Genomic DNA, 24,929 nt, shown 5'->3' with positions numbered 1-24,929 from the left:
GACCAAAGTCGGGGCAAGGTCACGTCTCATGAAAGAAGATTCGCGTTTCACTGCCGCCGTGCTCGTGCCCATGCCTGCTGAACGTCCCTACACCTATGCGGTTCCCAAAGGAATGCATGTGGAGCCGGGTTCGATTGTGCGTGTACCGCTTGGCCCGCGCCACGTTGCCGGCATTGTCTGGGACAATACGCCCGATGAGGTGGACGCCAGAAAATTGCGGTCGATCGAGCATGTGTTCGATTGCCCGCCGATAGACGCAGCAATGCGCAGCTTTGTTGATTGGGTCGCGCAATACACGCTGTCGCCGCCAGGTATCGTGGCACGCATGCTGTTGCGTGCACCCGAAGCCTTCGATCCGGAACCCTGGACGGAAGGCTTGCAGCGAACCGTTGAAGAACCTGACCGCGTGACCAAGGCGCGCTCGCGGGTACTTGAAACAGCGGTGGGAGGGCTTGCCTGGACACGCTCCGGCCTTGCCCATGCGGCGGGTGTTTCATCAAGCGTTATCGATGGCCTCAAGGCGCAAGGCGTGTTTGAGACGGTGATGATCCCGCCACGTCCGGTAGTTGCCCTGCCCGACCCAACCTATTCCACACCTGACCTGATGCCCGATCAACGCGAGGCGGCCAAACATTTGCGCTCCAATGTCGAGGATGAAGCGTTCGGAGTAACATTGCTCGACGGGGTGACCGGATCGGGCAAGACCGAAGTCTATTTCGAGGCGGTCGCCGCAGCGTTGGAACGAGGCCGGCAGGTGCTGATCCTGTTGCCGGAAATCTCGTTGACCCACGCCTTTCTCGAACGCTTTCAGGATCGTTTCGGCGCCAAGCCGGCGCAATGGCATTCCGACCTGCCGCCACGCATGCGTGAGCGGGTGTGGCGCCAGGTGGTGGAAGGAAGTGTTCGTGTTGTTGCCGGTGCACGCTCGGCATTGTTCTTGCCGTTCAGGGAACTTGGCCTCGTCATTGTCGATGAAGAACATGATCCGGCCTACAAGCAAGAGGATCGCGTTTTCTACAATGCCCGCGACATGGCGGTGGTGCGCGCCAGCATCGGCAGGTTTCCCATCGTGCTGGCCTCGGCCACACCGTCGATTGAGAGCCGGGTCAATGCACAACAGGGCCGTTACACCAGGGCCGTGCTGCCAGCGCGCTTTGCCGAAGCAGCACTTCCCGACCTCAAGGCAATCGACATGCGCCGTGCGCCGCCTGCCCGCGGCGGATTTGTGTCGCCCGTTTTGCTCTCTCACATCAGGCAAACGCTTGAAAAGCAGGAACAGTCCTTATTGTTCCTGAACCGGCGCGGCTACGCACCGCTGACCTTGTGCCGGGTTTGCGGCCACCGCTTTGGCTGCCCAGTCTGCTCGTCATGGCTGGTTGAGCACCGGTTCCGCGGACACTTGATCTGCCATCATTGCGGCCATAGCGAAAAACGCCCGGAGGCGTGCCCGGAATGCGGGACATTCGATCATCTCGTGGCCTGTGGGCCGGGGGTAGAGCGCATTGCCGAAGAGGTGGTTGCGCACTTTCCCCAAGCCCGCACGATTGTACTTTCATCCGATATCATGGGCGGCGTGCGCAGACTGCGGCTCGAACTGGAGGCGATTGCCAATGGTGAGGCCGATATCGTGATCGGAACGCAACTGGTCGCCAAGGGGCACAATTTTCCGAACATGACATTGGTCGGGGTGATCGACGCCGATCTCGGCCTTGCCAATGGCGATCCGCGCGCCGCCGAACGTACATTTCAGCTTTTGAGCCAGGTAACTGGCAGAGCGGGGCGCACCGGCAAGAAAAGCCTTGGCCTGCTCCAGACCTACCAGCCGGACCACCCCGTCATGCACGCAATCATGTCGGGCGATGCGGAGAGCTTCTACCAGCGCGAAATTACTGAGCGCGAACGTGCTGCCTTGCCGCCTTTCGGGAGGCTGACCGGGATCATTGTCAGTGCCGCCACGCGCGCGGAAGCGGAAGGTCATGCGCGTGCCTTGCGCCGATCCGCACCAGAGGTTGGCGACATCACCGTGCTTGGCCCGGCAGAGGCACCGCTTGCTATGATCGGCGGCCGCCATCGATTCCGATTGTTGGTGCACGGCGAACGACGCTCCGATATGCAGCGCTTCGTCCGCGTCATGCTCACAAGTGGGCCGAAAGTTCGCGGTTCGGTGCGGGTGCAGGTTGATATTGATCCGCAGAGTTTTCTTTGAATGGCCGGTGGCTGCGGGGTATAAAACCTCCTTTTGAGATTGGATGGTGGTTGAGTTTGGCGCTTGACTTCCCAGCCGCACAATCTTCAATCTGCTACGGATTGCGATGAGGGGATAATAATGGAATTTTCGTTTCCGTGGCCGATGAGCCAGGGCGAATGGCTCGCCTGGTCGAGTGCGGTTGTTACCCTGGCGCTCGGTCTGGTCCTGTTTCTTGCCCCTGGTCTTGCTTTCAAGGCTTTGCGTTTGCAGCCGCTATCGGACAAGCCGGAAGCAATCGTAGAGGGGCGCAGCCGCATGGCCGGATTTTATCTGGGCCTGGGCCTGTGTGCCATTTTGCTCGCGCAGCCTCTGCTTTATATGGCGCTCGGCTTTTCCTGGTTGTTTACCGTGTTTGGCCGCATACTGGGGATGATGTCTGACGGTGCCAATACACCCTATAATTGGGCGGCGGTCGTCGTTGAGCTCTTGTTGGCGGCATTTCCGCTCGCATTCGTTTTCGGCTTTTTGGCCTGAATCGTCGCCACGCTGTTGAACTTGGCGGGCTAATGCGACAATAGTGCCGGGCATACATGCCAGAGGATGCATTGCGGTCTGAAAAAGCCTGTGCTAGACGGCAATCGACTTTCAGCTAGGGGATGCGAAAGCCATTCCCTTGCCTGGAAATAACCTAAGTAAGGTCAAAGATTTAGCCAGAGTTTTTGCTCGAGCCAACAATCTGCGGCCTGTCAAACAAGAGAAAAGACGGACCGTGGCCCAGTCGTCCTCGCCAATCTCCGGTGTTTCAGAGCGTTACGCTGGCTCGCTATTCGAGCTCGCGCGCCAGGCGAATTCCATTGCCAAGGTTGAAGCTGATTTGACAGGCTTCGAAAGCATGCTTGATGGCAGTGCCGATCTGCGACGCCTCATTGAAAGCCCTGTGTTTGCCGCCGACGATCAGGAAAAAGCCATTTCGGCGATTGTCAACAAGGCCGGGATTTCCGGTCTGGCTGGAAATTTCCTGCGTGTGGTCGCAAGAAACCGCCGGCTGTTTGCGGTTCCGGGCATGATCCGTGCGTTTCGCAAGATTGCTGCCGATCATCGCGGCGAGGCATCGGCTGACGTCACCTCGGCACACACGCTTAGTTCGGCACAGCAGACGGAACTGAAAGCCGCGCTGAAGAGCGTTGCCGGCAAGAATGTAACGATCAATATGACGATAGACCCCTCATTGCTTGGTGGCCTTGTCGTCAAGATGGGTTCGCGCCAGATCGATACGTCGCTCAAAACCAAACTCAATTCGCTTAAGCTTGCACTGAAAGAGGTCGGCTGATGGACATTCGCGCCGCGGAAATTTCCGCAATTCTGAAAGACCAGATCAAGAATTTCGGCAAAGAGGCCGAAGTTTCCGAAGTTGGACAGGTTCTGTCCGTTGGCGATGGTATCGCCCGCGTATATGGCCTCGACAATGTTCAGGCCGGCGAGATGGTCGAGTTTCCAGGCGGCATTCGCGGCATGGCGCTTAATCTTGAAGCAGACAATGTCGGCGTCGTTATTTTCGGCAATGACCGTGACATCAAGGAAGGCGACACCGTCAAGCGTACCGGTGCCATCGTTGACGTACCTGTCGGGCCTGAGCTTCTTGGCCGTGTCGTTGACGGGCTTGGCAATCCGATCGACGGCAAGGGTCCGATCAAGACCAAGGAGCGCAAGCGCGTTGACGTCAAGGCACCTGGCATCATTCCTCGTAAATCGGTGCATGAGCCGATGTCGACTGGCCTAAAGGCCATTGATGCGCTCATTCCCGTCGGTCGTGGCCAGCGTGAATTGGTCATCGGCGATCGACAGACCGGCAAGACAGCTATTATTCTCGATACGATCCTGAACCAGAAAGCCATTCACGAATCCGGGCCGGAATCTGAAAAGCTTTATTGCGTTTATGTTGCCGTGGGCCAAAAGCGCTCGACCGTGGCGCAGTTCGTGAAAATTCTCGAAGAGCGCGGTGCGCTCGATTATTCGATCATCATCGCCGCGACAGCCTCCGATCCGGCCCCGCTTCAGTATATTGCGCCGTTTGTCGGCTGCACCATGGGCGAATATTTCCGCGATAACGGCATGCATGCGTTGATCGGCTATGACGATCTCAGCAAGCAGGCCGTTGCCTACCGCCAGATGTCGCTGTTGCTACGTCGTCCGCCCGGACGTGAAGCCTATCCCGGCGATGTGTTCTATCTGCATTCGCGCCTTCTGGAACGCTCAGCAAAGCTGAACGACGACAATGGTGCCGGATCGCTGACGGCTTTGCCGGTCATCGAGACGCAGGCCAACGACGTGTCGGCCTATATTCCCACCAACGTCATTTCAATCACCGATGGTCAGATATTCCTCGAAACCAACCTGTTCTTCCAGGGTATTCGCCCGGCCGTGAATGTGGGTCTGTCGGTGTCTCGCGTTGGTTCTGCAGCGCAGATCAAGGCGATGAAGCAGGTCGCCGGGTCGATCAAGGGTGAGCTTGCGCAATACCGTGAAATGGCTGCCTTCGCGCAGTTCGGGTCGGATCTCGATGCCTCGACGCAACGCTTGCTCAACCGTGGCGCGCGCCTGACCGAGTTGCTGAAACAACCACAGTTTTCTCCACTCAAGACGGAAGAGCAGGTCGCGGTGATTTTTGCCGGCGTCAATGGCTATCTCGACAAGCTGGCTGTTGCCCAGGTTGGTAAATTCGAACAGGGCCTGCTGTCGCATATGCGTTCGACCGGCAAGGACGTGCTTGACGCTATCCGCAAGGAAAAAGCGCTCTCCGATGATTTGCGCGGCAAGCTCAAAGGTGAAATTGACGCTTTCGCCAAGACCTTTGCCTGAACAGAGATCGGATGACGGGATCGAGTTTGAAGCATGGCGTCATTAAAAGACCTTCGTAACCGTATCGCCTCGGTCAAGGCGACGCAGAAAATCACCAAGGCAATGCAGATGGTTGCCGCGGCAAAGCTGCGCCGTGCCCAGGAGGCTGCCGAAGCGGCGCGCCCCTATTCCGAGCGGATGGGGGCGGTGTTGACCAACATTGCCCAAGCGGTTGGTGACGGTGGCGATGCACCAGCATTGATGACCGGTACCGGCAAGGATGATGTGCATTTGCTCGTCGTTTGCACGGCAGAGCGCGGGCTTTGTGGTGGCTTCAACTCCCAGATCGCACGATTTGCGCGCGATCATGCCCGCAAGTTGCAGGCGGATGGCAAGACGATCAAGATCATCTGCGTCGGCAAGAAGGGTTTTGATATATTGCGTCGCGATTTTGCGTCGCTGATTATCGACCGCGTTGATTTGCGCGAAGTCAAAACACTCGGTTTCACCAATGCCGACGGGATTGCCAAAAAGGTTATTCAACTCTTCAACGAAGGCAGTTTTGACGTCTGCACGCTGTTTTATTCGCAGTTCAAGTCGGTCATTTCTCAAATTCCGACCGCGCAGCAACTCATTCCCGCGGCTGTCAGTGCAGCCAATGGTGAAGCAGGCGATGACAGCGCTGTTTATGAATATGAGCCGGAGCCGGGTGAAATCCTTTCCGATCTCATCCCGCGCAACATATCGGTGCAGGTTTTCCGTGCGTTGCTCGAAAATGCAGCAGGGGAAATGGGTGCCAAGATGAGCGCCATGGACAATGCGACGCGCAATGCTGGTGATATGATCAACAAACTGTCGATTACGTATAATCGTCAGCGGCAAGCTCAAATCACCAAGGAATTGATCGAGATTATTTCGGGCGCCGAGGCGCTCTAGCACGAACCGGTAAGGGAGGTTTCCTTCCTGTTATACGTGTGAGAAACAAACGGACGAAAAAGGGTTAAAAACAATGGCGAAAGCAGCGACCCCCAAAAAGGCGACCGCTAGTAAAGCAGCATCGACGAAAGCCGCTGCTCCGGCCAAGGCGGCAACGAAAGCAGCTCCGGCCAAAAAGGCAGCAGCTTCGGCCAAGGCAAGCACACCGCGCGCCGTTGCCAAGGCAAGCGGGGTAGTCGGAAAAGTTCGGCAGGTCATCGGCGCTGTTGTCGATGTGCAGTTCGGCGATGATTTGCCCGCCATCCTGAACGCGCTCGAGACCGAGAACGTCGGAAACCGGCTGGTACTCGAAGTTGCCCAGCATCTCGGTGAAAATACGGTACGTTGCATCGCGATGGACTCGACCGAGGGCCTCGTTCGTGGCCAGGCGGTCACCGATACGGGTGCGCCGATCCAGGTGCCGGTGGGTCCAGGCATGCTTGGCCGCATCATCAACGTCATCGGCGATCCTGTCGATGAAGAAGGCCCGGTCGATGCAAGTGAAGTGCGTTCGATTCATCAGTCCGCGCCAAGCTATGTCGAACAGTCGACGGAAGCGGAAATCCTCATCACGGGTATCAAGGTTCTCGATCTGCTCGCGCCTTACGCAAAGGGCGGCAAGATCGGTCTGTTCGGCGGTGCCGGCGTTGGCAAGACCGTGCTGATCCAGGAACTGATCAACAACATCGCCAAGGCACATGGCGGTTATTCTGTGTTTGCCGGTGTCGGAGAGCGTACCCGCGAAGGTAACGATCTCTATCATGAGTTCATCGAATCCGGCGTCAACCAGAAAGGCGGCGGCGAAGGTTCCAAGGCCGCGCTTGTTTACGGCCAGATGAACGAGCCTCCAGGAGCGCGTGCGCGTGTTGGCTTGACCGGACTGACGGTTGCTGAATATTTCCGCGATCAGGGCCAGGACGTCTTGTTCTTCGTCGACAACATTTTCCGCTTCACGCAGGCTGGTTCGGAAGTGTCGGCGCTGCTTGGGCGTATTCCTTCTGCTGTTGGCTACCAGCCGACACTTGCCACCGACATGGGCGCGTTGCAGGAGCGGATCACCACGACGACCAAGGGCTCGATCACCTCGGTGCAGGCAATTTACGTGCCCGCCGACGATTTGACCGACCCGGCACCTGCAACGTCGTTTGCGCATCTTGATGCAACCACGACGCTGAACCGCGCCATCGCGGAAAAGGGCATTTACCCTGCGGTCGATCCGCTGGATTCGACGTCGCGCATGCTCGATCCGCTGGTTGTCGGCGATGAGCACTATCAGGTTGCCCGCGACGTGCAGCAGACATTGCAGCGCTACAAGTCGCTTCAGGACATCATCGCCATTCTCGGCATGGACGAGCTTTCCGAAGAGGACAAGCTGACCGTTGCCCGCGCCCGCAAGATCGAGCGTTTTCTGTCGCAGCCATTCTTCGTCGCCGAGGTGTTTACCGGTGCACCTGGCAAACTGGTCGATCTCGCCGATACCATCAAGGGCTTCAAGGGTCTTGTCGCAGGCGAATACGATCATCTGCCGGAAGCCTCTTTCTATATGGTCGGCACCATCGAAGAAGCCGTCGAGAAGGCGCAAAAGCTGGCGGCCGAAGCGGCGTAAGTTCCGGTTTGCTATTGTGCGGGCTTATGAGGGCCCGCACGCTCGGGTCCAACATACTGTGAGACATCATGGCTGATAGCTTTCAATTCGAACTGGTTTCACCGGAACGCCTGCTTGTTTCGGAACAGGTCGAGTCTGTCGTCATTCCGGGCACGGAAGGCGAGATGACCGTGATGGCAAACCATGCACCGGCAATGACGACGATCAAGCCCGGCGTCGTTACGGTAAGAGCTTCCGGTGGGAGCGAAGAACGCTATGTCGTGTTCGGCGGCTTTGCCGATATCCTGCCTTCAGGTTGCACATTGCTTGCTGAATCTGCGGTGCCGGTCAAGGATATTGATCGCGCAGAAATCGCGCGTCGCATTCAGGATGCGCGCGAGGATATTGCGGATGCCAAGGACGATGATAGCCGCAGCAAGGCCGAGCAATTCCTGCATCAACTGACCACGCTGGAAGGTGCGGTTCTACCGTCCTAGTGCATGCCGCCCAAAACTGTGCAGCGGTTTTGGAACAACGACATGCACAAAAACAATGGCTTGAAGCACGCTGCATGAATCTCTTTAGACGCGGCGCGCTTTGGTGTCCCGGCACTGAAATTCGCACCAGGGCCAATCGACATTCATCTTAGTTAAATCATGATGGCAACGAGGTGAACGCCGAGGCTGGCGGTGACCAATCCTCTGACGTGAGGGGGCTGGTTCTGCCAGACACTGACAACTTAGCGAGCCGGGTCTCACGCACATTGTCTCTGAGTTTGCTTGGAATAAGCCCGAAATGTTCCCGGATACATTTTGTGAAATGTGACGCCGATGCGAAGCCGCAGGCCATTGCGACATTCGTCAGGCGCATGTCCGTCGATTCAATCAATTGGCGCGCGCGTTCGAGCCGCAGCGTCAGATAGTAATGATGGGGCGTGGTTCGAAAATGGCGTCGGAACAGGCGCTCAACCTGCCGGCGTGAGGAACCCACCTGTTGAGCAATCTCATACAGGGACAATGGTTCTTCGAGATTCTGCTCCATCAGCCTTATCACCTGCTCAAGCTTCAAGCTTGCACCCGAGAGCCGCAACCCAAGCGGAACAGATTGGCAATTTTCTCCCTCGCGCCAACGGACGGCAGACACGAAACCACAAACAGTTTGGGCAAGTTCGCTATCGGAGTGGCGCTCGATCAGGTTCAACGCCAGGTCAAAAGCCGCAAGCCCACCGGCACAAGTCGTCACATTGCCCTGTTCGACAAAGAGCACATCCGCCACATTCAGCCGCGAGAATGTTTCGGATAATGCTGCCAATTTACTCCAATGTATCGTGCATCGCGCATTTGCCAGAAGACCTGCAGCGGCCAGAACCCAAGTGCCCGTCCCTAATCCGCAAAGGGTCAATCCGCGACGGGCACAGACGCGCAGAAACGAAACTATCCGTCCAATTTCATAGCGTTCAACCCAATCGCCAGCACAAACTACCGCCACATCGACACGGTGTCCGCCATTCAAGAGATCTGACTGCTCTCCAAGCGCGCTGTCGACACAAACACGGATACCGCTGGCACACACAACCGGCTGGCCATCTTCACTTACAAGCTTCCATGTGAACAGATCACGCCCCGACACGGCATTGGCGATGCGCAGCGGGTCAATCAAGGACGACAGGCAAAGCTGTGAGAAACCGGGAACCAGAATAAACATGAACCGCATCGGCACGACGACACATGGGTCTGGTTCGATGCAGGTACGACCAGCGCGCTCCAATGGCTCTTCAAAGGAGCCAGCGTGCCGGTTCATCATGTTCATCTCGATGCCTCCCCAAAGATAGCTGATCGTCGCCGCAAGAGATGCTCAATTCATAAACCCCTTTAGACGCGATGTGCTGTAGATGCTGGTGGCATCGGCTCAAAGGGTCTCCCTTCGCAGCTATTCTCGCACCCGGTTCTTCTGCGGGTCGAAAAATGGCAGCTCCGCAATTGTTGCCGGGCATGAAAAATCCTCCGATACAACCTCCAGACGCTTGCCGGCAACAGCGATGTCCGGGCGCAGGTGAACCAGCGCCAGAGATTTTCCCAGCCTGTGCGACCAGACCGGGCTATTGACGATACCGACAGCTTTCCCGTCCATACGCAGAGCCGCTCCACCGGGTACGGCGTCGTCATGTTCGGCAACAATCCCGCGCAGCACGAAACGTTCGTTTCCCTTCGCCTCCATGACCTTGTCGCGGCCCCGGAACTGCCCCTTCTTCTGGCTGATGGTGAACCCGAGGCCGACCTCCCAAGGCGTATGTTCGGCGGTCATGTCGTACCCGAAGAAGAGAAGCCCCGCCTCGATGCGAACTTTGTCGAGCGCTGTGAAAGAACATGCCATCACGCCATCTTTTTTGCCGTGGGCCAGTATCTTGTCCCAGATATCGCAAACGACATCAGCGCCAGCGAAAATCTCGTAGCCGCGCTCGCCTGAATAGCCTGTTCGCGAGATCCGGCATGGATGACCGAACAACGTCGTTTCGAGATGGCTGAAATAGGCCATCCCTGCGATGTCAGCAGGCGTGTGCGAGGCAAGCAGAGCTGTCGAACCCGGCCCTTGCAGGGAGATATCGTGAAGATCGTCATCAAATGTCACGCTGGCATCCTTGCCGGACGCCGATTCTTGCAACCGCTCCATGCTTTCACCGGAACCGTGCACGAAAAGCCAATGGTCATTGCCCAAATTGGCCACGATGGCGTCATCGCAAACGGTGCCTTGATCTGTAAGCACGCTGGTATAGGCTGAACGCCCTGCATCGATGCGCGTCGCATCGCGCGTAATCACATCGTCGATAACGCTTCTCGCATCCTTGCCTTGCACATGCACTTTCTTGAGCCCCGACATATCGAACAGACCTGCGGCCTCGCGTACCGCATCATGCTCCTTGCACGGGTCGCTATCATAGCTCCAGGCGGTCCCCATTCCGTTCCAATCGTCAAGTGTCGAGCCCAGGGCCCGGTGGCGACTTGCAAGGGCGGATATACGCGTAGACGTGCTCATGCACATGATCCTTTCATTTGGGAATGGTGTTGCGCCTTGATGGGTCAGTACCAGGCGTCGGTGGAAGCGTTTTTCCTGCGATCCATAAAATCGCGCAGTGCTTCGTCGATCCCCTGATCCAGGGGTGGTGCCTCGTAATCTTCCAGCATCGTTTTCCAACGCCGGTTGGCCCGGCGCTCAGTGTCTTGCGATCCTGCCTCGCTCCACTGCTCGAAAGACGATGTATCGGCAAGGTCGGACATGTAATTGGCCGTTTCGAAATTCTTCAATGTGTGGCCGCAACCGAAGAAATTCACACCGGGTCCCGTTTCCCGAAATGCTTCATCGGCAAGTGCGTTGGCGTCCACCGTCAGGCCTTGAATCATCCTCAGCATCATTCCGCAGTGATCCAGATCCATGACAAACTTCTCGTAGCCCATGGTCAGGCCGCCTTCGAGCCAACCGGCCGCATGGAAAATGAAGTTGGAGCCGGCAAGTATCCCCGCCATCATGCTGTTGGTCGATTCCTGCATGGCCTGACCATCGGCCACCTTCGAGGCGGTCAACTGCCCCCCGCAACGCAATGGCAGGCCGAGACGGCGGCAAAGTTGGCCAATGGCAAAGGTCGAAAGATTGGCCTCCGGCGTCCCGAATGTCGGCGCGCCGGTCTTCAGGTTCATCGTGGTCAGGAAATTGCCATATACGACAGGCGCCCCTTTGCGCACCAACTGGGAAAGCGCGATGCCAGCCATAGCCTCGGCATGCGCCTGAGCCAGCAATCCCGGCTGGGTAACCGGCCCCATAGCGCCACCCAGAATGAAAGGAGAGACGACAACCGACTGGTTGGCACGTGCATAGGCTTTCAGGGAACCCGTCATGATATGGTCGTAGACCAGTGGCGAGTTGACGTTGATATTGCCCTGAATGACGCAGTTTTCTTCCATGAAGCTATCGCCGAAAACGATACGCGCCATGTCGATGGAATCTTGCGCACGCTCGGGGGCCGTCACCGCCCCCATGAACGGCTTGGTCGAATATTTCAGATGCGCGTAAACCATATCCAGATGGCGCTTGTTGACCGGCAGGTCGACCGGTTCGCACACGGTCCCGCCGGAGTGATTCAAGACACCGGACATGAAGGTGAGTTTCACAATGTTTTCGAAATCGGCAATCGTTGCGTAACGCCGCCCACTGTCGAGGTCGCGCACGAATGGGGGGCCATAGGATGGCATCAGAACGACATGATTGCCGCCAAGAATGATGGAGCTTTCCCGATTGCGGCCCTCCATGCGAAAACTGGCTGGCGCTGTGGCACACAATGCACGGGCATGGCCCGGATCGAACCGCACACGCTCCCCGGTCACTGTTGCTCCAGCCTGCCGGAACAGTTCCAGCGCCTCTGGATCTTCGCGAAACTCGATGCCGATCTCCTTCAGGATCCAGTCCGCATGTGCCTCGATCGTACAAAGGGTCTCGTCGTCCAGCAGATCGTAAGTCCGTATTTGGCGGGTAATGATGGCAGGAGCCGCCGGACGGGCCGCATCCGAGCGGCGTTCCATGCGCGCCAACCGACCACCTGAGCGACGACCAGGAACTGGTGCAGGAGCGATGTCGCTAACAAGGATGGCGGTTTCCAACTTGCATCTCCGATGAAGGGGATTGATCGCAATGAACGCCAAATGGCAGCGCATCAATCCGGATAAAATACATTGCGCGAATAAATGCCGAAAAACCACGCGACGCAAACCAAATGATTTGCCTCTTGCGTCTAAAATTCTTATACGCAATATATGCGTTTTCGGTCATTCGATACACTTCGGCTTCTCGATGTTGTCGCCAACAGCTTCAGCTTCACCGAAGCGGCGGAGAAGCTCAATCTCACCAAGGGTGCGGTGAGTTATCAGATCAGGCGTCTCGAAGAGGATCTCGGCTTCCAGGTGTTTACGCGCGAACACCGCGGCATCAAGCTGACTGAAAAGGGTCAGATTTTGTGGCATGCATCCCACACCGCCTATCAGGAACTGGAACGCACCATTGCCAATCTGCGTCAGGTTGACAGCAGGCGCATCACTATTGCCACGCCGACCTATTTCGCCTCTCGCTGGCTTTCTCCCCGGTTGATGAATTTCATCATTTCACACCCCGAGGTTGGTTTGCGGGTGCAACCTGTGGTCGATGTGATAGGCATTCGTGACAACACCATCGACATGTCCATTCGCTGGGGGACCGGCCATTGGACCGATATGGAAACCGAATTGCTTTTGCCGCAACCGGCCTTTGCGACCGCTGGCAGGCGCATTGCCGAGCGGATCAAGCTGGAAGGTTTGGAAAAAGTGCTGCCCGAAGTGTCGCTGCTGCACGATCGTGAGGAAAGCCATGCCTGGGCCGACTGGCATCGTGCGGCTGGAATTGCCTATCGCCCTGCACGCGATGCCCTTGTCATTCCGGACCCCAATGTGCGCGTACAGGCGGTGATCGACGGCCAAGGCCTTGCCCTTAACGATGCGCTGGTTGCCAATGAATTGGACGCTGGTCTGCTCACCAAGGTGTCAAAGGTTGAACTCGCCAATTATGGCTTCCATCTTGCTTACCGCAAGGGCGCCCTGTCCAATCCCGCGCTCAACGATTTCCGGGAATGGATCCTTGCCGAGGCAGGTCATTAGCTGTGAAGCCTCTATCATTTTTCGCCAAAGTCGATGTCAGACATCAGAATTGCACGAAAACGTTGTCGTCTTCGACGGTAACCGGAAACGTTCTAGCGCGAATCTTGGGGTCGACCAGGAAATGTCCGGTGCGGATGTCGAACTCCCAGCCATGCCAGGCGCAACGAACAATCTCTCCAGAGCGTTCATAGACGAAGTCCCGTGTTTCCGTTGTTCCCGTCGTGCCGCACACGGGGCCTTGGCAGATTGCAGCTCCCCGATGTGGGCAGACATTCAGCATAGCGAAATAGCCGTCCGGAAGCTTGAAGACGCCAACGGAATGTTTCTTGATCGCTACAATCTTCGCCCCATTGGCAGGAACATCCGAAACGTGACAGGCGAAATGCAAATCAGCCATAATTCGCCTCCAGTTGCCCAATCATTGCCGCAGGCGCACTGATGCGCTTGTAGACCTCAAGCGCATTCAACCCCATGATTCTCTCGCGCCATTTTGACGGGATATGCAACGCATTGACGTCATCATAGTCCCAGTGCGGGTAGTCCGATGCGAACATGAGAGTGTGTTCACCGTCCATTGCTTCCAACGTCGTCCAAAGATGCTGGACATTATTCGGCTGCTCCAGGGGCTGTGTTGAAAAGCGAATGTTGCGCCGGAAATATTCGGAAGGCAGCATTTTCAGCCACGGCGTTTCCTTTCGGAGTGCGCGATAATTAGCATCCAGACGCCACAAGACCGAAGGAACCCAAGCCACGCCGCATTCGATAACGACGCAATAAAGATCGGGCCATTTCTCGAAGACACCTTGAGCAATCATCGAAGCCATATACGTCATAGCCGACTGCGGCAGAACCGCATGGGTCTCCCAGAAAAACATCGTCGGACCTGCCCCTATAGGGGTCGAATTCACTCCTCCCTGTCCACCCAGATGCATAGCGAATGGCAAGCCGACTTCCGCACATGCCTCAAAAATCGGATGATAGAACGGATCGCCATAGGGACGTTGAGCGCCGTGCGATACCAGAACCTGGACCATCCTCGGATGGCTTCCGAGGCGCCTGATTTCGGCGGCCGCAAGTTGTGGGTCTTGTGGGGCCACGACAATCGAACCCATGAACCGATCATCTTTGGGCAGCCAATAGTCGATCTGGTAATCGTTATACGCTTTACACAAGGCCATAGCGTAATGAGGATTGGCAAGTGTCGATGCTTCGATCGCCTCGTCGCCGGTAAGGATAGCAACCCCGATGTTATACTTGTCGAGGTGCTTTTCCTTCATTATCAGATAATTATCGTCCTCACTCTCGGGCTGCACGTCTTGACGGGCGAACCCCTCCGGGTGGAACCAGGCGCGATGGCCATGCGGGAAAGCGCCAACCGGACCGGTCCGCTCGCCCCGGTTGAACATATCCTTCCACAAGCCGTCCAGATAGGGTTCGAGTACCGTCGCGCTGCACCAGTAATTGTGGCAGTCGCAATCGACAATAAACATGGCCTTGCCCTTTCCCCGTCAGTGTTATTCGAATTGACCGGGAGGACTAGAAGGCAAATGATCGATTTGATAAACATGCTTGATATGCAATTATCAATCGTATTATTCGATTAAAGATGAATCTGGATCTTCTCGACACCTTTCTCGATCTTCTCGAAACACGGAATTTCAACCGAACAGCAGAGCGGCTGGGCACAACACAGTCGACGATCAGTACGCGTGTGCGTACACTGGAAGGCGCAGTCGGTGCCACGCTCTTCGTACGAGGTCGCGCCGGGGCGATCCCCACCGCTTCCGGTGCTCGCTTTGAACAACACGCGCGCGCACTGAAAGCAGCATGGAGCCATGCACGGCGTGATGCCGGCGCGATGGAAAAGTTTGACGGATCCTTGCGTGTATCGGCCCAGTTCAGCCTCATGCGCACGCTGCTTCTCGACTGGGCAGGTGATCTCTACGCGTCACACGACCGCATTGCTCTGCACCTCAACGCAGACTACTCGGCACAGATCGTCACTGATTTGGCCAGCGGAAACATTGATATTGCGCTGCTGTTTGCTCCAAAATATTTACCTGATCTTCGCGTCGAAGAAATTGGAACCGAGCGGTTCGTGATGGTTTCTACGGAAGTTCGTACGCTCGCCGAGGTTGCGCCGGAGCGCTACATCCACACAGGATATACTTCCTATTTTGACCGAGTTCATGCCGAACTTTTGCCGCAACTGACCCGCCCGTCGATGAGCGTGGGCTATGAGGAATTGGCAACAGCGTTCCTCCAGCGCATTGGTGGCACCACCTATCTGCCAGCCCACCTGCATCGACAATTGTCAGACGCAGGGATGTCTATTTCCCTGATCACCGATGCGCCGGACATCATGCAACCGGTGTATGTGGCAACGCAGATCCGCCGAAATCACGCTCTGCTAATCAAACGCGCTATACAGATTCTACGCCTTGTTGCGGCACGTCACTTTAGCCAATAATCAGAACCCTCCGATATCAAGACCGCCTGTCGCGCTCGCCCGGCGTACCCGGCTGTGTCTCTTCCTGACGTCCCGCCATGTCATCCAGAATCGGGCAATCCGGGCGCTCGTCGCCATTGCAGGCATCGACAAGATTTTGCAGCGTCGCGCGCATGGCTTTCAGTTCGCTCAGTTTTTCTTCAATCGCCACGACCTGGGCAGAAGCGATCCGGCGCACGTCGGCGCTGGCACGCGAGCGGTCCTGATAAAGCGCCATCAACTGGCGGCAGTCGTCGATCGAAAAACCGAGTCTGCGGGCACGCTTGAGAAACGCCAGGCGATGAACATCATCGCCGGAATAAGTGCGGTAACCATTGTCCGCACGCTCCGGTCGAATCAGGCCGATATCTTCGTAGTAGCGAATGGTCTTGGCCGGAAGCCCGGCGCGGCGACCCGCATCACCAACATTCATGGCCGGCTCCTTGTCTGTATGCCTCGAGAAAAAGTATTTTCCTGAGGAGCATAGTTTATCTTCGTGATGTCGAAGTGCCTGTTGCCGCAATGACACAGTTTGTAACATACGGACACATTTCCATCAGCATATAGGCATCACAAGCTTGGCAAGCAAAAAAATAGCCACCATGAATAACGGCGGATTTCGGGCTCGAATCGGGCAAAGCTATTTGAGCAAAGGCACCATTTTCTCATGCGATTGAAGTCACTCATTCTTGCCGCTGCCTTGGCGACCGCTCTTGCCGGTTGCAGCACAGTCGGCCCGATGCGGATTTTCACCAGCAATTACGGTGCCGTAACAGATGCCGGCTATAAGTTGCCGCGCATCCCCATCAACAAGGTCAAGAGACAATTTCACCGCCAGATTGTCCGCTACGACACCAAGGAAAAGCCCGGCACAATCGTCGTCGACACCAACGACAAGTTTCTTTACCTCGTCATGGATGACGGTGAAGCGATGCGCTATGGCATCGGCGTCGGCCGCGAGGGCTTTGAATGGCATGGCAGGGCGCGCATTGCGATCAAGCGCGAATGGCCGACATGGACACCGCCTTCGGCCATGATCAAGCGTCAGCCGGAACTTGCGAAATATGCCAGAGGCATGGGACCGGGTCTGAAAAACCCGCTCGGCGCGCGCGCTCTTTACCTGTTCAACAGGGGTGGCGATTCGGGCTACCGGCTACATGGCACGCCGGAGTGGAATTCGATTGGCAAAGCAATGTCGTCAGGCTGCATCCGCCTGATGAATCAGGATATTATCGACCTTTACAACCGCGTTAACGTCGGTGCGAAGGTGCTTGTGATCTAGAGCAATTCCAGGAAAAGTGTGCAGCGGTTTTCTGTCCGGGATTGCGTAAAAACAAATACTTAGAGCGGCTCAGTGTTTCTATCAAAAGCTGAACCGCTCTAAAGTATCGGGCCGAAAGTCGGCTATCGGATTTCGGCGCATAGCGCGCTGGCAGCATGTTTCATATGCGGACCGTCTAGGCAACACAGACGTCCCAAACAGAAAACCGGGCTTGTTGAGAGCCCGGTTTTTTGTTTCACACGGTTCATTTCAATGTAGAGCGGCGGCGCGTCAAGCGATCTGCTCGACCTCCTGAACTTCCGGTACGAAATGGCGCAAGAGGTTTTGAATGCCGTGTTTGAGCGTCGCCGTCGATGACGGGCAACCCGCGCAAGAGCCTTTCATGTGCAAAAACACGGTGCCATTTTCAAAGCCACGGAAGGTAATATCGCCGCCATCCTGAGCAACGGCCGGGCGCACTCGCGTGTCCAGCAACTCCTTGATGGTGATGACAATTTCCTCGTCGGCCTTGTCGTAAAATTCTTCGGTTTCACTGGTTTCTGCAGCGGGCTCCGAACCTGCCATCACCGGCGCATTGGACATGAAATGTTCCATGATCGTGCCGAGGATTGCTGGCTTCAAATGCTGCCAATCCGGACCATCCTTGGTCACGGTGATGAAATCATAGCCGAAGAAAACGCCGGTCACACCGGGAATATCGAACAAATGCCCTGCCAGAGGGGAAGAAGCGCGCGCGCTATCGGCATCGCGGAAATCGGCGGTACCTTCGCGCAACACTTCCTTGCCGGGCAGAAACTTCAGCGTTGCTGGATTGGGGGTCGCCTCGGTCTGAATGAACATAGCCGTCTCCATGCCCATATGCGGGCCGTACAGATTGGAATAATTCTAAATAGACCTCTCGCCGGCATTATTCAAGCCAAAGACTGGACCGCAAGGCGGTTGAAATCCCCGATTTTGCTACTATCCGAGGGTTTCGATCTCCTCGTCCGACAGGGTCTGCGGGATAACCGTGACAGGTATCGGGAAAGCAGCGCCCTTGCCGACGATCGATGCAACCAAAGGTCCCGGACCTTCCTTGCCAGAACCGGCCGCCAGCACAAGAATGGCGATATCCTGATCTTCCTCGATCAATTTGTGGATTTCTTCGACGGCCTTGCCTTCACGCACCACCAGCTCAGGCTCGATGCCAAGCTTCTGGCGAACTTTGGTGGCATAGGTATCGAGCGCCGTATGGGCGGTGGCCTGCGCCTCTTCACGGATGATTTTTTCCACCCCCAGCCAATGCTGGAAGTCATCGGGTTCGATCACATAGAGCAGGACCAGCACGCCATTGGTGCTTTGCATGCGCATCGATGCGTAGGCGACTGCACGCTCGCATTCGGGCGTATCGTCGACAATTGCCAGAAATTTGCGGCGGTGGCCCGCTTCACGACTGAGACGTCTGGAAACCATATCTTACGATGTAGCCCGGTTGATGCTGGTGCGCAATCTGCCACCCGCATCACCCAACGGCAAGCCGCCCTTACTCAGCGGCGATTGAGTCTTACTTAATCCTGAAGCAGGCCGACAATGTCGCGCACCGACTTCATCGTTGTCTCGGCCAGCCGGGCAGCGCGTTCACCGCCATCTTTCAAAACCGAATCGACATAGGTGCGGTCGGCTGAAATGCGGCGCATCTCGCTTGCCACCGGCCCCAACCGGTCCACCGCAAGGTCGGCAAGTGCTGGCTTGAATACGGAAAACTGCTGGCCGCCAAACTGCTGGAGCACATCCTCCTTGGAGATTTCGGCCAGGCCCGCATAGATGCCGACAAGATTTTCAGCCTCAGGCCGGTTGGCCAACCCTTCGACCTCACCGGGCAAACCGTCCGGGTCGGTCTTTGCCTTGCGAATCTTTTTGGAAATGGCGTCGGCATCGTCGGTCAGATTGATACGAGCCAAATCCGAAGGGTCCGATTTCGACATCTTTTTCGAGCCGTCGCGCAACGACATGATACGCGCCGCCGGGCCACCGATAACCGGTTCGGTCAGTGGGAAAAAGCCATCCACCGGCACATCGCCAACTTCCATCTTGGTGCCAACACCCAGCTCGGCAATACGCGCGGAGAAATCGTTGTTGAATTTTTGCGCGATGTCGCGGGTCAATTCCAGATGCTGCTTTTGATCCTCGCCGACCGGCACATGGGTGGCGCGGTAGACGAGAATATCGGCGGCCATCAAGCTTGGATAGGCGAGGAGCCCGAGCGAGGCGTTTTCACGATCCTTGCCGGCCTTGTCCTTGAACTGCGTCATACGGTTCATCCACCCGATACGGGCGACGCAATTGAAAATCCACGCAAGCTCGGCATGCTGCATCACGCGCGACTGATTGAAAACGATGTGTTTCGTCGGATCGATGCCCGACGCAAGAAATGCCGCAGTGATCGAACGCGTCTGGTCGCGCAAATCCTCATGCACCAGTTGTGCGGTCAGCGAATGGAGATCAACGACGCAATAAATGCAATCAGATGCATCTTGCAAGGCAACGAATTTCTTGATTGCGCCGAGATAATTGCCGAGATGCAGATTTCCGGTTGGTTGAACACCGGAAAAGACGAGTTTCTTGAAGGCGGTCATGAGATTCTCTTGGCTTGTGGAAGGCCGTTTGCAATTGATGAAGATGTCCGACGGCGCGCTTATGAACGATGGCCACGGCACAGGCAAGAAAAATGAAGCCCCAAGCCATTTGATTGGCCGCAGGTTACGAATTCTCGGGAACGTTTCTCCGCCATCCGCATCCAATGGGTGTCACAGGGTGGCGCGCATCGTGTCGCGCCGGAAAAACGGAGTTCATCATGACCATAAAATTGTATCTTGCCGCTGCCGCTGCATTGCTGCTCGGCGCTGTCACTTTCGCGCAGGCCGCCGACGCACCGACCGACCCCCAAATCGCTCACATCGCCTATACAGCCGGTGTTATCGACATTGAGGCGGCAAAACTTGCTATCGAGAAATCCCATACCAAGGCAGTTGTCGATTTTGCCAATTCCATGCTGGCCGACCACCAGGCGGTCAACGATCAGGCGCTCGACCTCGTCAAGAAACTTAACGTGACGCCTGAAGACAACGCCACCTCAAAGGCGCTTGTCGCCGCCGCCGACGCAAAGCGTGCGGAACTGTCCAAGCTGGACGGAGCTGCCTTCGACAAAGCCTATATCGAAAACGAGGTCGCCTATCATGCACAGGTCAATGGTGCGTTGGAATCGCTGTTGATCCCGTCGGCTTCCAACCCGGAATTGAAAAGCCTGCTTGAAACCGGCCTCAAGATTTTCCAGGGCCATCTGCAACATGCCGAAAATGCGGCGGCTGCGCTGAAATAGGCTTGCCGTAATCCTCCCACAAACAGAAAGGGCGGCAACGCCCTTTCTTTTTTGTTCCGGCAATCAGGCTTCAGTTTTTGCCTCACCGCGCTTGATGCTACGACGCAGCATGCCGATATCGGCCCCGCCAATCGCGAAAGCCAGCACGAAATAGAGGGCAGCTCCTGCACCTGATAACCCCGCAAGTGCTGCCACCTTGGTGGCAAGTGGCGCTGCGGAGGCGAGCCAGGGTGCGCCCCACAGTGCGCCATAGTGAAGTGCAACCCCCATCAATGCCGCAGACAGCACCAAGCGGGGAACACGCTTGATCAGCGCCGCATCGCGTCCCCAATGGCCGCGCCGGATCAGGAAGATCAAGAGCAACGACGCATTGGTCCATCCCGCAACCGCCGAAGCAACGGCAATTCCCGGTGCGCCCATCGACGGAAATAGCGTGAGCGCCGTGCCGATATTCACCACAACCGAAATCGCGGCGAAGATCATCGGCGTCCGTGTATCCTCGCGCGCGAAAAAGCCCGGCGTGAAGGCCTTGATCAGTACAAATGAGGGCAGGCCAATGCCGAAGATCGCCAGGATCGCCGCCACAGTCGGCGTACTGCCGCTGGCTGCAAATGCGCCGCGCTCATAAAGCACGCGCACAATCGGCTCAGAAATGACCAGCAGTGCTGCGGCGGCTGGCAGGGTCAGAAACAGCGTGAATTCAACCGAACGGTTTTGCAGATTGGCCGCCTCGACATGATTTCCCGCCTTCAGCGCCCGCGACAGTTCCGGCAAAAGCACGATGGCGACCGCGATGCCGACAACCCCCAGCGGTAATTGATAAACGCGGTCGGCCAGCGCCAGAGATGACACGGCACTATCTTGCGTCGAAGCGATGGCCGTACCGATCAACTGGTTGATCTGGGTGATGCCGCCGGTAACCGCGGCAGGCAGCGCCAGCATCAGCAGACGTTTGACGTTCGGCGTCATGCGCGGCCTGCGAAAACCGACCGTTATCCCGGCATGGCGCACGGCCCCCCACACGATTGCCAATTGCACGACACCGGCCGCCATCACGCCCCAGGCCATTGCGTGACCGACGGTCAATCCATCGGCACCGGTGCGCCAGGCATGATACAGGACGCCGATCAGGATGATGTTGAGAAATACCGGTGCGACTGCCGCAGCAAAATAGCGGCGAAGCGAATTCAGCATGCCCGCCATCATTGCAGCCAATGACATGCACATCAGATAGGGAAACATGATCGTCGCCAAGGCCACGGTCAGTCCGTATTTTTCCGGATCGTCGGCAAATCCAGGTGCGATGATCGTGCGCACCAGAAGGGGCATGGACAGTTCCATGATGATGGTGAGCCCGATCAGCGCCGTGAACAGGACGCCGAAAACCTCTTCGGAAAAGCGGCGCGCGCCATCAATGCCACCTGCTTCGATCTCCTTGGCAAACAGTGGCACAAATGCCGTGTTGAATGCGCCTTCGGCAAACAGGCGCCGAAAGGTGTTGGGAAACTGGAAAGCGGCATAAAATGCGTCGGCCACCGGTCCGGTGCCAAGTGCTGCGGCCATCAGCATTTCACGCGTAAAGCCCAGAATGCGGCTCATCAGCGTGCCGGAAGCGACGGTCGCGAATTTCCTGACTAGACTCATACTGCTTGGCTCATGCGATCAGGCTCATTGAATGGCGCTTGCCCAAAGCTCACGCCAGATTGATGGATATTACCGGGCTCCCACCCTGACCTTGCCGTGAAGTTGCGATGCCGTACCATCGAGTACAGCAACCAAGGCTTGTTGGATGGTTTTGACCCGTGAGGGATTGTCGATCTTTTGCCCGATAAGGTCGCTCACGTAAAACGTGTCGATGACCTTTTCGCCGAATGTGGTGATATGAGCCGACGCGATATCAAGCGACAGATCGGACAGCACGCCGGTGATTTCCGAAAGCAGGCCCGGTCGATCCAGTCCCTCAATTTCAACGACCGAGAAACGGTTCGACAAGGCATTGCGAATTTCAGCGCGCGGCACAATGCGAAACGCCCTGGAGCCACGTCGCGTTTTGGTTCGCTTCTCGATCATTTCCGGCAGCCAACTGCGACCGGACAAAACGTCTTCTATCAGCTTGCCGACCCGCTCGGCACGCCGCCGTTCATCGGCGTCCAGATCGAATTCGCGCGAAATCAGAATGGTGTCCAGCGCACGCCCGTCCGAGGTCGTGAAAATCTGCGCATCGACAATATTGCCACCCGCCGCCACGCAGGCACCAGTGATAACCGAGAGCAGGCGTGGATGATCCTGCGCCAGAATGGTGATCTCGGTGACGGCCTCGAATTCGCGAGGCTTGACCATCGTCGCCAGTTTCCTCCCCTCGGCGTCGGCCTCGCGCACGAACTCGGCATGGCGTTTCTGGTCGTCCAGGTCCACGGTCAGGAGATAATTCTCGTAATGCAGGCCGACATAGTCACGGCGCATCTCGTCCGACCACCCGGCCAATGTCTCGGCCAGGTTCTGGCGTGCAATATCGGCGCGTTCGGCCCGCGATGATTCGGAAAATCCGCCGGTCAGCAGCAACTCGGTCTCATAATACAGATTGCGCAGAAGTTGGCCTTTCCAGCCGTTCCAGACACCGGGGCCGACGCCGCGAATATCACATACGGTCAGGACAAGCAGCAATTTCAGCCGTTCCACCGATTGCACGACATCGGCAAAATCCTCGATGGTCTTGCGGTCGTTCAAATCGCGTGTCTGTGCCGTCATCGACATCACGAGATGGTTTTCCACCAGCCAGGCAACCGTTGCCGTATCGGCCGCTGAAAGGCCCATATGCGGGCAGATGCGCCGCGCAATGCGTGCACCCGCTTGCGAATGATCCTCAGGCCGGCCTTTGGCGATATCATGCAGGAGCACTGCCACATACAGCGCATCCCGGCTCTTTTTCAGCGCCGGCATCAGCGTATGCGAGAGCGGATGCACCTTGGCATCGTCGCCACGTTCGAGTTCGGCAAGAACGCCGACGCAGCGGATCAGATGCTCGTCAACTGTGTAGTGGTGGTACATATTGAACTGCATCATGGCAACGATCTTGCCGAAATCCACGAGCAGCTTGCCCAGCAATCCGGCTTCGTTCATGCGTCGCAAATTGAGTTCCGCACGGCGGTCCGATGTCAGGATATCGAGAAACAGCCGGTTGGCTTCCGCATCGCGGCGCAGCGTCTTGTCGACGAGTTTGAGCGAACGGCGCAGAAGCTTGAGGGCGGCCGGATGAAACTCAAGCCCATGCCGGTCGGCAAACCAGAAGAGGCGCAACATATTGACCGGATCGCGCTCGAAAACCTGTTCGTCGGCAACATTGAGCCGATGATTGTCCAAAATGAAATCGCTGGTGCCGGCAAGCTTGCGCCTGCGCCGGGAAAAGCCTGAAAACATGCGGCCAAAACCGGGCACATGCTTGACCTGCTCCTCCTCCAATGCTGCACAAAAGATGCGCGTCAGATCGCCAACATCCTTGGCGATGAGGAAATAGTGCTTCATGAAGCGCTCGACACCCGACAACCCCGGATGACTGGTATAGCCCAGGCGCTCGGCGATCTCGCGCTGAATGTCGAAATGCAGCCGCTCCTCGGCCTTTCCCGTCAGAAAGTGCATGTGGCACCGCACCGCCCACAATAAATCTTCCGATTTGCGAAACAGCCGGTATTCGGCTTGCGTGAAAACACCCTTGGCGACCAGCTCTTCGCTGGTGCGCACGCGGTAGAAATATTTGCCGATCCAGAACAGCGTGTGAAGATCGCGCAAGCCACCCTTGCCATCCTTGACATTCGGTTCGACCAGATAGCGGCTCTCGCCGGCCTTGGCATGGCGCGTATCGCGCTCAGTCAGCTTGGCCTGAACATATTCAAGGCCGCTTGCCATCACCACTTCCTTGTCGAAACGGACAAGCAGTTCAGCGCATAATTGTTCGTCGCCCCACACGTACCGCGCTTCGAGAATCGCGGTGCGGATCGTCATATCGGTGAGTGAAAGCCTGATGCAATCGTCGATGTTGCGGGTGGCGTGTCCAACCTTCAAACCCATGTCCCAAAGCATGTAGAGCATGTATTCGACGATTTGCTCGCCCCACGGCGTCTGCTTGTAGGGCAGCACGAAAAGCAGATCTAAGTCGGAACCCGGCGCTAACGTGCCGCGCCCATAGCCGCCAACGGCGACAACGGCCATGCGCTCGGCCGATGACGGATTGCTCACCGGGTAAACATGGGTGACGGCAAAATCGTAAAGCGCGCGAATGATCTCGTCCATGACATGCGACAGGCGAACGGCACAGGCAGTGCCACCGCCATCGTCACTCAGCATCGCTTCAGCAATCTTGAAACCTGCCGCCCTGTGCTCCTTTAACAGTTCGAGCACAGCCGCACGAACTGCCGTTGTGGAGCCATTCGCACCAGCCACGAGCGCATCAAGCTCGCTGCAAAGCGCATCCTTGTCGATCAGCTCATTGAGCTTCAGGGAGATTTTCACCATATGCGCCGGAAGGTCTCATCGTTCGGCGGCG

Annotated in this window: 22 protein-coding genes; 11 read left to right on the top strand and 11 right to left on the bottom strand. The window is 56.8% G+C overall.

Features of this window, described 5'->3' with window-relative positions; all coding sequences use genetic code 11:
- Window positions 1-28 precede the first annotated feature (28 nt).
- From AC0L7S_RS10350 to AC0L7S_RS10320, 7 genes are all read left to right on the top strand, one after another.
- Window positions 29-2,206, top strand: coding sequence for a primosomal protein N' (locus AC0L7S_RS10350; protein WP_473470780.1), 2,178 nt, complete (start codon window positions 29-31; stop codon window positions 2,204-2,206).
- A 120-nt stretch (window positions 2,207-2,326) separates the two neighbouring features.
- Entirely contained in the window at window positions 2,327-2,722 is a 396-nt protein-coding gene (locus AC0L7S_RS10345; RefSeq protein WP_473470778.1) for an AGROH133_08824 family phage infection protein, read from the top strand.
- A gap of 235 nt (window positions 2,723-2,957) precedes the next feature.
- Window positions 2,958-3,518, top strand: a complete 561-nt coding sequence (locus tag AC0L7S_RS10340; protein ID WP_473470777.1) for a F0F1 ATP synthase subunit delta — start codon at window positions 2,958-2,960, stop codon at window positions 3,516-3,518.
- Window positions 3,518-5,047, top strand: a complete 1,530-nt coding sequence (gene atpA / locus AC0L7S_RS10335; RefSeq protein WP_473470776.1) for a F0F1 ATP synthase subunit alpha — start codon at window positions 3,518-3,520, stop codon at window positions 5,045-5,047. Before AC0L7S_RS10340 ends, atpA begins: the two co-directional genes overlap by 1 nt.
- A 33-nt stretch (window positions 5,048-5,080) precedes the next feature.
- A complete protein-coding gene (locus AC0L7S_RS10330; RefSeq protein WP_473470774.1) occupies window positions 5,081-5,962 on the top strand; it encodes a F0F1 ATP synthase subunit gamma in 882 nt (293 codons plus the stop codon).
- A 73-nt stretch (window positions 5,963-6,035) separates the two neighbouring features.
- Window positions 6,036-7,607 carry a F0F1 ATP synthase subunit beta gene (atpD, locus tag AC0L7S_RS10325; RefSeq protein ID WP_473470773.1) on the top strand — a complete coding sequence of 524 codons (1,572 nt, stop codon included), beginning with the start codon at window positions 6,036-6,038 and terminating at the stop codon, window positions 7,605-7,607.
- A gap of 68 nt (window positions 7,608-7,675) precedes the next feature.
- Window positions 7,676-8,083, top strand: a complete 408-nt coding sequence (locus AC0L7S_RS10320; protein ID WP_473470772.1) for a F0F1 ATP synthase subunit epsilon — start codon at window positions 7,676-7,678, stop codon at window positions 8,081-8,083.
- A 157-nt stretch (window positions 8,084-8,240) separates the two neighbouring features.
- Here the strand turns inward: AC0L7S_RS10320 and AC0L7S_RS10315 are convergent, their stop codons facing one another.
- The 3 genes from AC0L7S_RS10315 to AC0L7S_RS10305 all read right to left on the bottom strand — a co-directional run bounded on the left by AC0L7S_RS10315 (window position 8,241) and on the right by AC0L7S_RS10305 (window position 12,235).
- On the bottom strand, window positions 8,241-9,395 hold the full coding sequence (locus AC0L7S_RS10315; RefSeq protein ID WP_473470771.1) for a GlxA family transcriptional regulator: 1,155 nt from the start codon (window positions 9,393-9,395) through the stop codon (window positions 8,241-8,243).
- 120 nt (window positions 9,396-9,515) lie between these two features.
- A complete protein-coding gene (locus AC0L7S_RS10310) occupies window positions 9,516-10,619 on the bottom strand; it encodes an aminomethyl transferase family protein (protein WP_473470769.1) in 1,104 nt (367 codons plus the stop codon).
- 44 nt (window positions 10,620-10,663) lie between these two features.
- Complete coding sequence (locus AC0L7S_RS10305; RefSeq protein WP_473470768.1) at window positions 10,664-12,235, bottom strand: trimethylamine methyltransferase family protein; 1,572 nt, start codon at window positions 12,233-12,235, stop codon at window positions 10,664-10,666.
- Window positions 12,236-12,388: 153 nt separating this feature from the next.
- Here AC0L7S_RS10305 and AC0L7S_RS10300 point away from each other — a divergent pair, with 153 nt between their 5' ends.
- Window positions 12,389-13,261 carry a LysR substrate-binding domain-containing protein gene (locus AC0L7S_RS10300; protein WP_473470767.1) on the top strand — a complete coding sequence of 291 codons (873 nt, stop codon included), beginning with the start codon at window positions 12,389-12,391 and terminating at the stop codon, window positions 13,259-13,261.
- A 43-nt stretch (window positions 13,262-13,304) separates the two neighbouring features.
- Here the strand turns inward: AC0L7S_RS10300 and AC0L7S_RS10295 are convergent, their stop codons facing one another.
- Both AC0L7S_RS10295 and AC0L7S_RS10290 read right to left on the bottom strand, forming a co-directional pair.
- Window positions 13,305-13,658, bottom strand: a complete 354-nt coding sequence (locus AC0L7S_RS10295; protein ID WP_473470766.1) for a Rieske (2Fe-2S) protein — start codon at window positions 13,656-13,658, stop codon at window positions 13,305-13,307.
- Window positions 13,651-14,751: an amidohydrolase family protein gene (locus AC0L7S_RS10290; protein WP_473470764.1), complete on the bottom strand. Its 1,101-nt coding sequence runs from the start codon at window positions 14,749-14,751 to the stop codon at window positions 13,651-13,653. The genes AC0L7S_RS10295 and AC0L7S_RS10290 overlap by 8 nt, the downstream gene beginning before the upstream one ends.
- Before the next feature lie 116 nt (window positions 14,752-14,867).
- Here AC0L7S_RS10290 and AC0L7S_RS10285 point away from each other — a divergent pair, with 116 nt between their 5' ends.
- Window positions 14,868-15,731: a LysR family transcriptional regulator gene (locus AC0L7S_RS10285; protein WP_473470763.1), complete on the top strand. Its 864-nt coding sequence runs from the start codon at window positions 14,868-14,870 to the stop codon at window positions 15,729-15,731.
- A 16-nt stretch (window positions 15,732-15,747) separates the two neighbouring features.
- Here AC0L7S_RS10285 and cueR read toward each other — a convergent pair whose 3' ends face one another.
- A complete protein-coding gene (gene cueR, locus AC0L7S_RS10280; protein ID WP_473470762.1) occupies window positions 15,748-16,182 on the bottom strand; it encodes a Cu(I)-responsive transcriptional regulator in 435 nt (144 codons plus the stop codon).
- A 234-nt stretch (window positions 16,183-16,416) separates the two neighbouring features.
- Here cueR and AC0L7S_RS10275 point away from each other — a divergent pair, with 234 nt between their 5' ends.
- Window positions 16,417-17,031 (top strand): L,D-transpeptidase, encoded by a 615-nt coding sequence (locus AC0L7S_RS10275; protein ID WP_473470760.1) that lies wholly within the window; start codon window positions 16,417-16,419, stop codon window positions 17,029-17,031.
- A 270-nt stretch (window positions 17,032-17,301) separates the two neighbouring features.
- Here the strand turns inward: AC0L7S_RS10275 and AC0L7S_RS10270 are convergent, their stop codons facing one another.
- The 3 genes from AC0L7S_RS10270 to trpS form a co-directional block, all read right to left on the bottom strand.
- On the bottom strand, window positions 17,302-17,871 hold the full coding sequence (locus tag AC0L7S_RS10270) for a NifU family protein (RefSeq protein WP_473470759.1): 570 nt from the start codon (window positions 17,869-17,871) through the stop codon (window positions 17,302-17,304).
- Between the two features lie 120 nt (window positions 17,872-17,991).
- On the bottom strand, window positions 17,992-18,483 hold the full coding sequence (locus AC0L7S_RS10265) for a universal stress protein (protein ID WP_473470758.1): 492 nt from the start codon (window positions 18,481-18,483) through the stop codon (window positions 17,992-17,994).
- Between the two features lie 95 nt (window positions 18,484-18,578).
- Window positions 18,579-19,646 (bottom strand): tryptophan--tRNA ligase, encoded by a 1,068-nt coding sequence (trpS, locus tag AC0L7S_RS10260; protein WP_473470757.1) that lies wholly within the window; start codon window positions 19,644-19,646, stop codon window positions 18,579-18,581.
- Window positions 19,647-19,864: 218 nt separating this feature from the next.
- On the opposite strand from trpS, the gene AC0L7S_RS10255 reads away from it, so the two are divergent.
- Window positions 19,865-20,389 (top strand): DUF4142 domain-containing protein, encoded by a 525-nt coding sequence (locus AC0L7S_RS10255; RefSeq protein ID WP_473470756.1) that lies wholly within the window; start codon window positions 19,865-19,867, stop codon window positions 20,387-20,389.
- A gap of 63 nt (window positions 20,390-20,452) precedes the next feature.
- Here the strand turns inward: AC0L7S_RS10255 and murJ are convergent, their stop codons facing one another.
- A complete protein-coding gene (murJ, locus tag AC0L7S_RS10250; protein WP_473470755.1) occupies window positions 20,453-22,033 on the bottom strand; it encodes a murein biosynthesis integral membrane protein MurJ in 1,581 nt (526 codons plus the stop codon).
- A gap of 69 nt (window positions 22,034-22,102) precedes the next feature.
- Window positions 22,103-24,898: a [protein-PII] uridylyltransferase gene (locus tag AC0L7S_RS10245; RefSeq protein WP_473470754.1), complete on the bottom strand. Its 2,796-nt coding sequence runs from the start codon at window positions 24,896-24,898 to the stop codon at window positions 22,103-22,105.
- Between the last annotated feature and the right edge of the window lie 31 nt (window positions 24,899-24,929).

Source organism: Mesorhizobium sp. G2-6-1 (assembly GCF_055809095.1).
The sequence above is the reverse complement of the archived record's forward strand: the minus strand, read 5'-3'. Positions and strand labels throughout refer to the sequence as shown.

Bases quoted from the DNA above. Each gene is read 5' to 3' on its own strand.
- AC0L7S_RS10315 (WP_473470771.1), bottom strand. From the start codon at position 9,395: ATGAACATGATGAACCGGCACGCTGGCTCCTTTGAAGAGCCATTGGAG.
- atpA (WP_473470776.1), top strand. From the start codon at position 3,518: ATGGACATTCGCGCCGCGGAAATTTCCGCAATTCTGAAAGACCAGATC.
- AC0L7S_RS10245 (WP_473470754.1), bottom strand. From the start codon at position 24,898: ATGGTGAAAATCTCCCTGAAGCTCAATGAGCTGATCGACAAGGATGCG.
- AC0L7S_RS10310 (WP_473470769.1), bottom strand. From the start codon at position 10,619: ATGAGCACGTCTACGCGTATATCCGCCCTTGCAAGTCGCCACCGGGCC.
- AC0L7S_RS10255 (WP_473470756.1), top strand. From the start codon at position 19,865: ATGACCATAAAATTGTATCTTGCCGCTGCCGCTGCATTGCTGCTCGGC.
- AC0L7S_RS10290 (WP_473470764.1), bottom strand. From the start codon at position 14,751: ATGTTTATTGTCGATTGCGACTGCCACAATTACTGGTGCAGCGCGACG.
- AC0L7S_RS10345 (WP_473470778.1), top strand. From the start codon at position 2,327: ATGGAATTTTCGTTTCCGTGGCCGATGAGCCAGGGCGAATGGCTCGCC.
- AC0L7S_RS10275 (WP_473470760.1), top strand. From the start codon at position 16,417: ATGCGATTGAAGTCACTCATTCTTGCCGCTGCCTTGGCGACCGCTCTT.
- AC0L7S_RS10270 (WP_473470759.1), bottom strand. From the start codon at position 17,871: ATGTTCATTCAGACCGAGGCGACCCCCAATCCAGCAACGCTGAAGTTT.
- AC0L7S_RS10265 (WP_473470758.1), bottom strand. From the start codon at position 18,483: ATGGTTTCCAGACGTCTCAGTCGTGAAGCGGGCCACCGCCGCAAATTT.
- AC0L7S_RS10320 (WP_473470772.1), top strand. From the start codon at position 7,676: ATGGCTGATAGCTTTCAATTCGAACTGGTTTCACCGGAACGCCTGCTT.
- AC0L7S_RS10350 (WP_473470780.1), top strand. From the start codon at position 29: ATGAAAGAAGATTCGCGTTTCACTGCCGCCGTGCTCGTGCCCATGCCT.
- AC0L7S_RS10285 (WP_473470763.1), top strand. From the start codon at position 14,868: ATGAATCTGGATCTTCTCGACACCTTTCTCGATCTTCTCGAAACACGG.
- trpS (WP_473470757.1), bottom strand. From the start codon at position 19,646: ATGACCGCCTTCAAGAAACTCGTCTTTTCCGGTGTTCAACCAACCGGA.
- AC0L7S_RS10300 (WP_473470767.1), top strand. From the start codon at position 12,389: ATGCGTTTTCGGTCATTCGATACACTTCGGCTTCTCGATGTTGTCGCC.
- atpD (WP_473470773.1), top strand. From the start codon at position 6,036: ATGGCGAAAGCAGCGACCCCCAAAAAGGCGACCGCTAGTAAAGCAGCA.
- AC0L7S_RS10295 (WP_473470766.1), bottom strand. From the start codon at position 13,658: ATGGCTGATTTGCATTTCGCCTGTCACGTTTCGGATGTTCCTGCCAAT.
- murJ (WP_473470755.1), bottom strand. From the start codon at position 22,033: ATGAGTCTAGTCAGGAAATTCGCGACCGTCGCTTCCGGCACGCTGATG.
- AC0L7S_RS10330 (WP_473470774.1), top strand. From the start codon at position 5,081: ATGGCGTCATTAAAAGACCTTCGTAACCGTATCGCCTCGGTCAAGGCG.
- cueR (WP_473470762.1), bottom strand. From the start codon at position 16,182: ATGAATGTTGGTGATGCGGGTCGCCGCGCCGGGCTTCCGGCCAAGACC.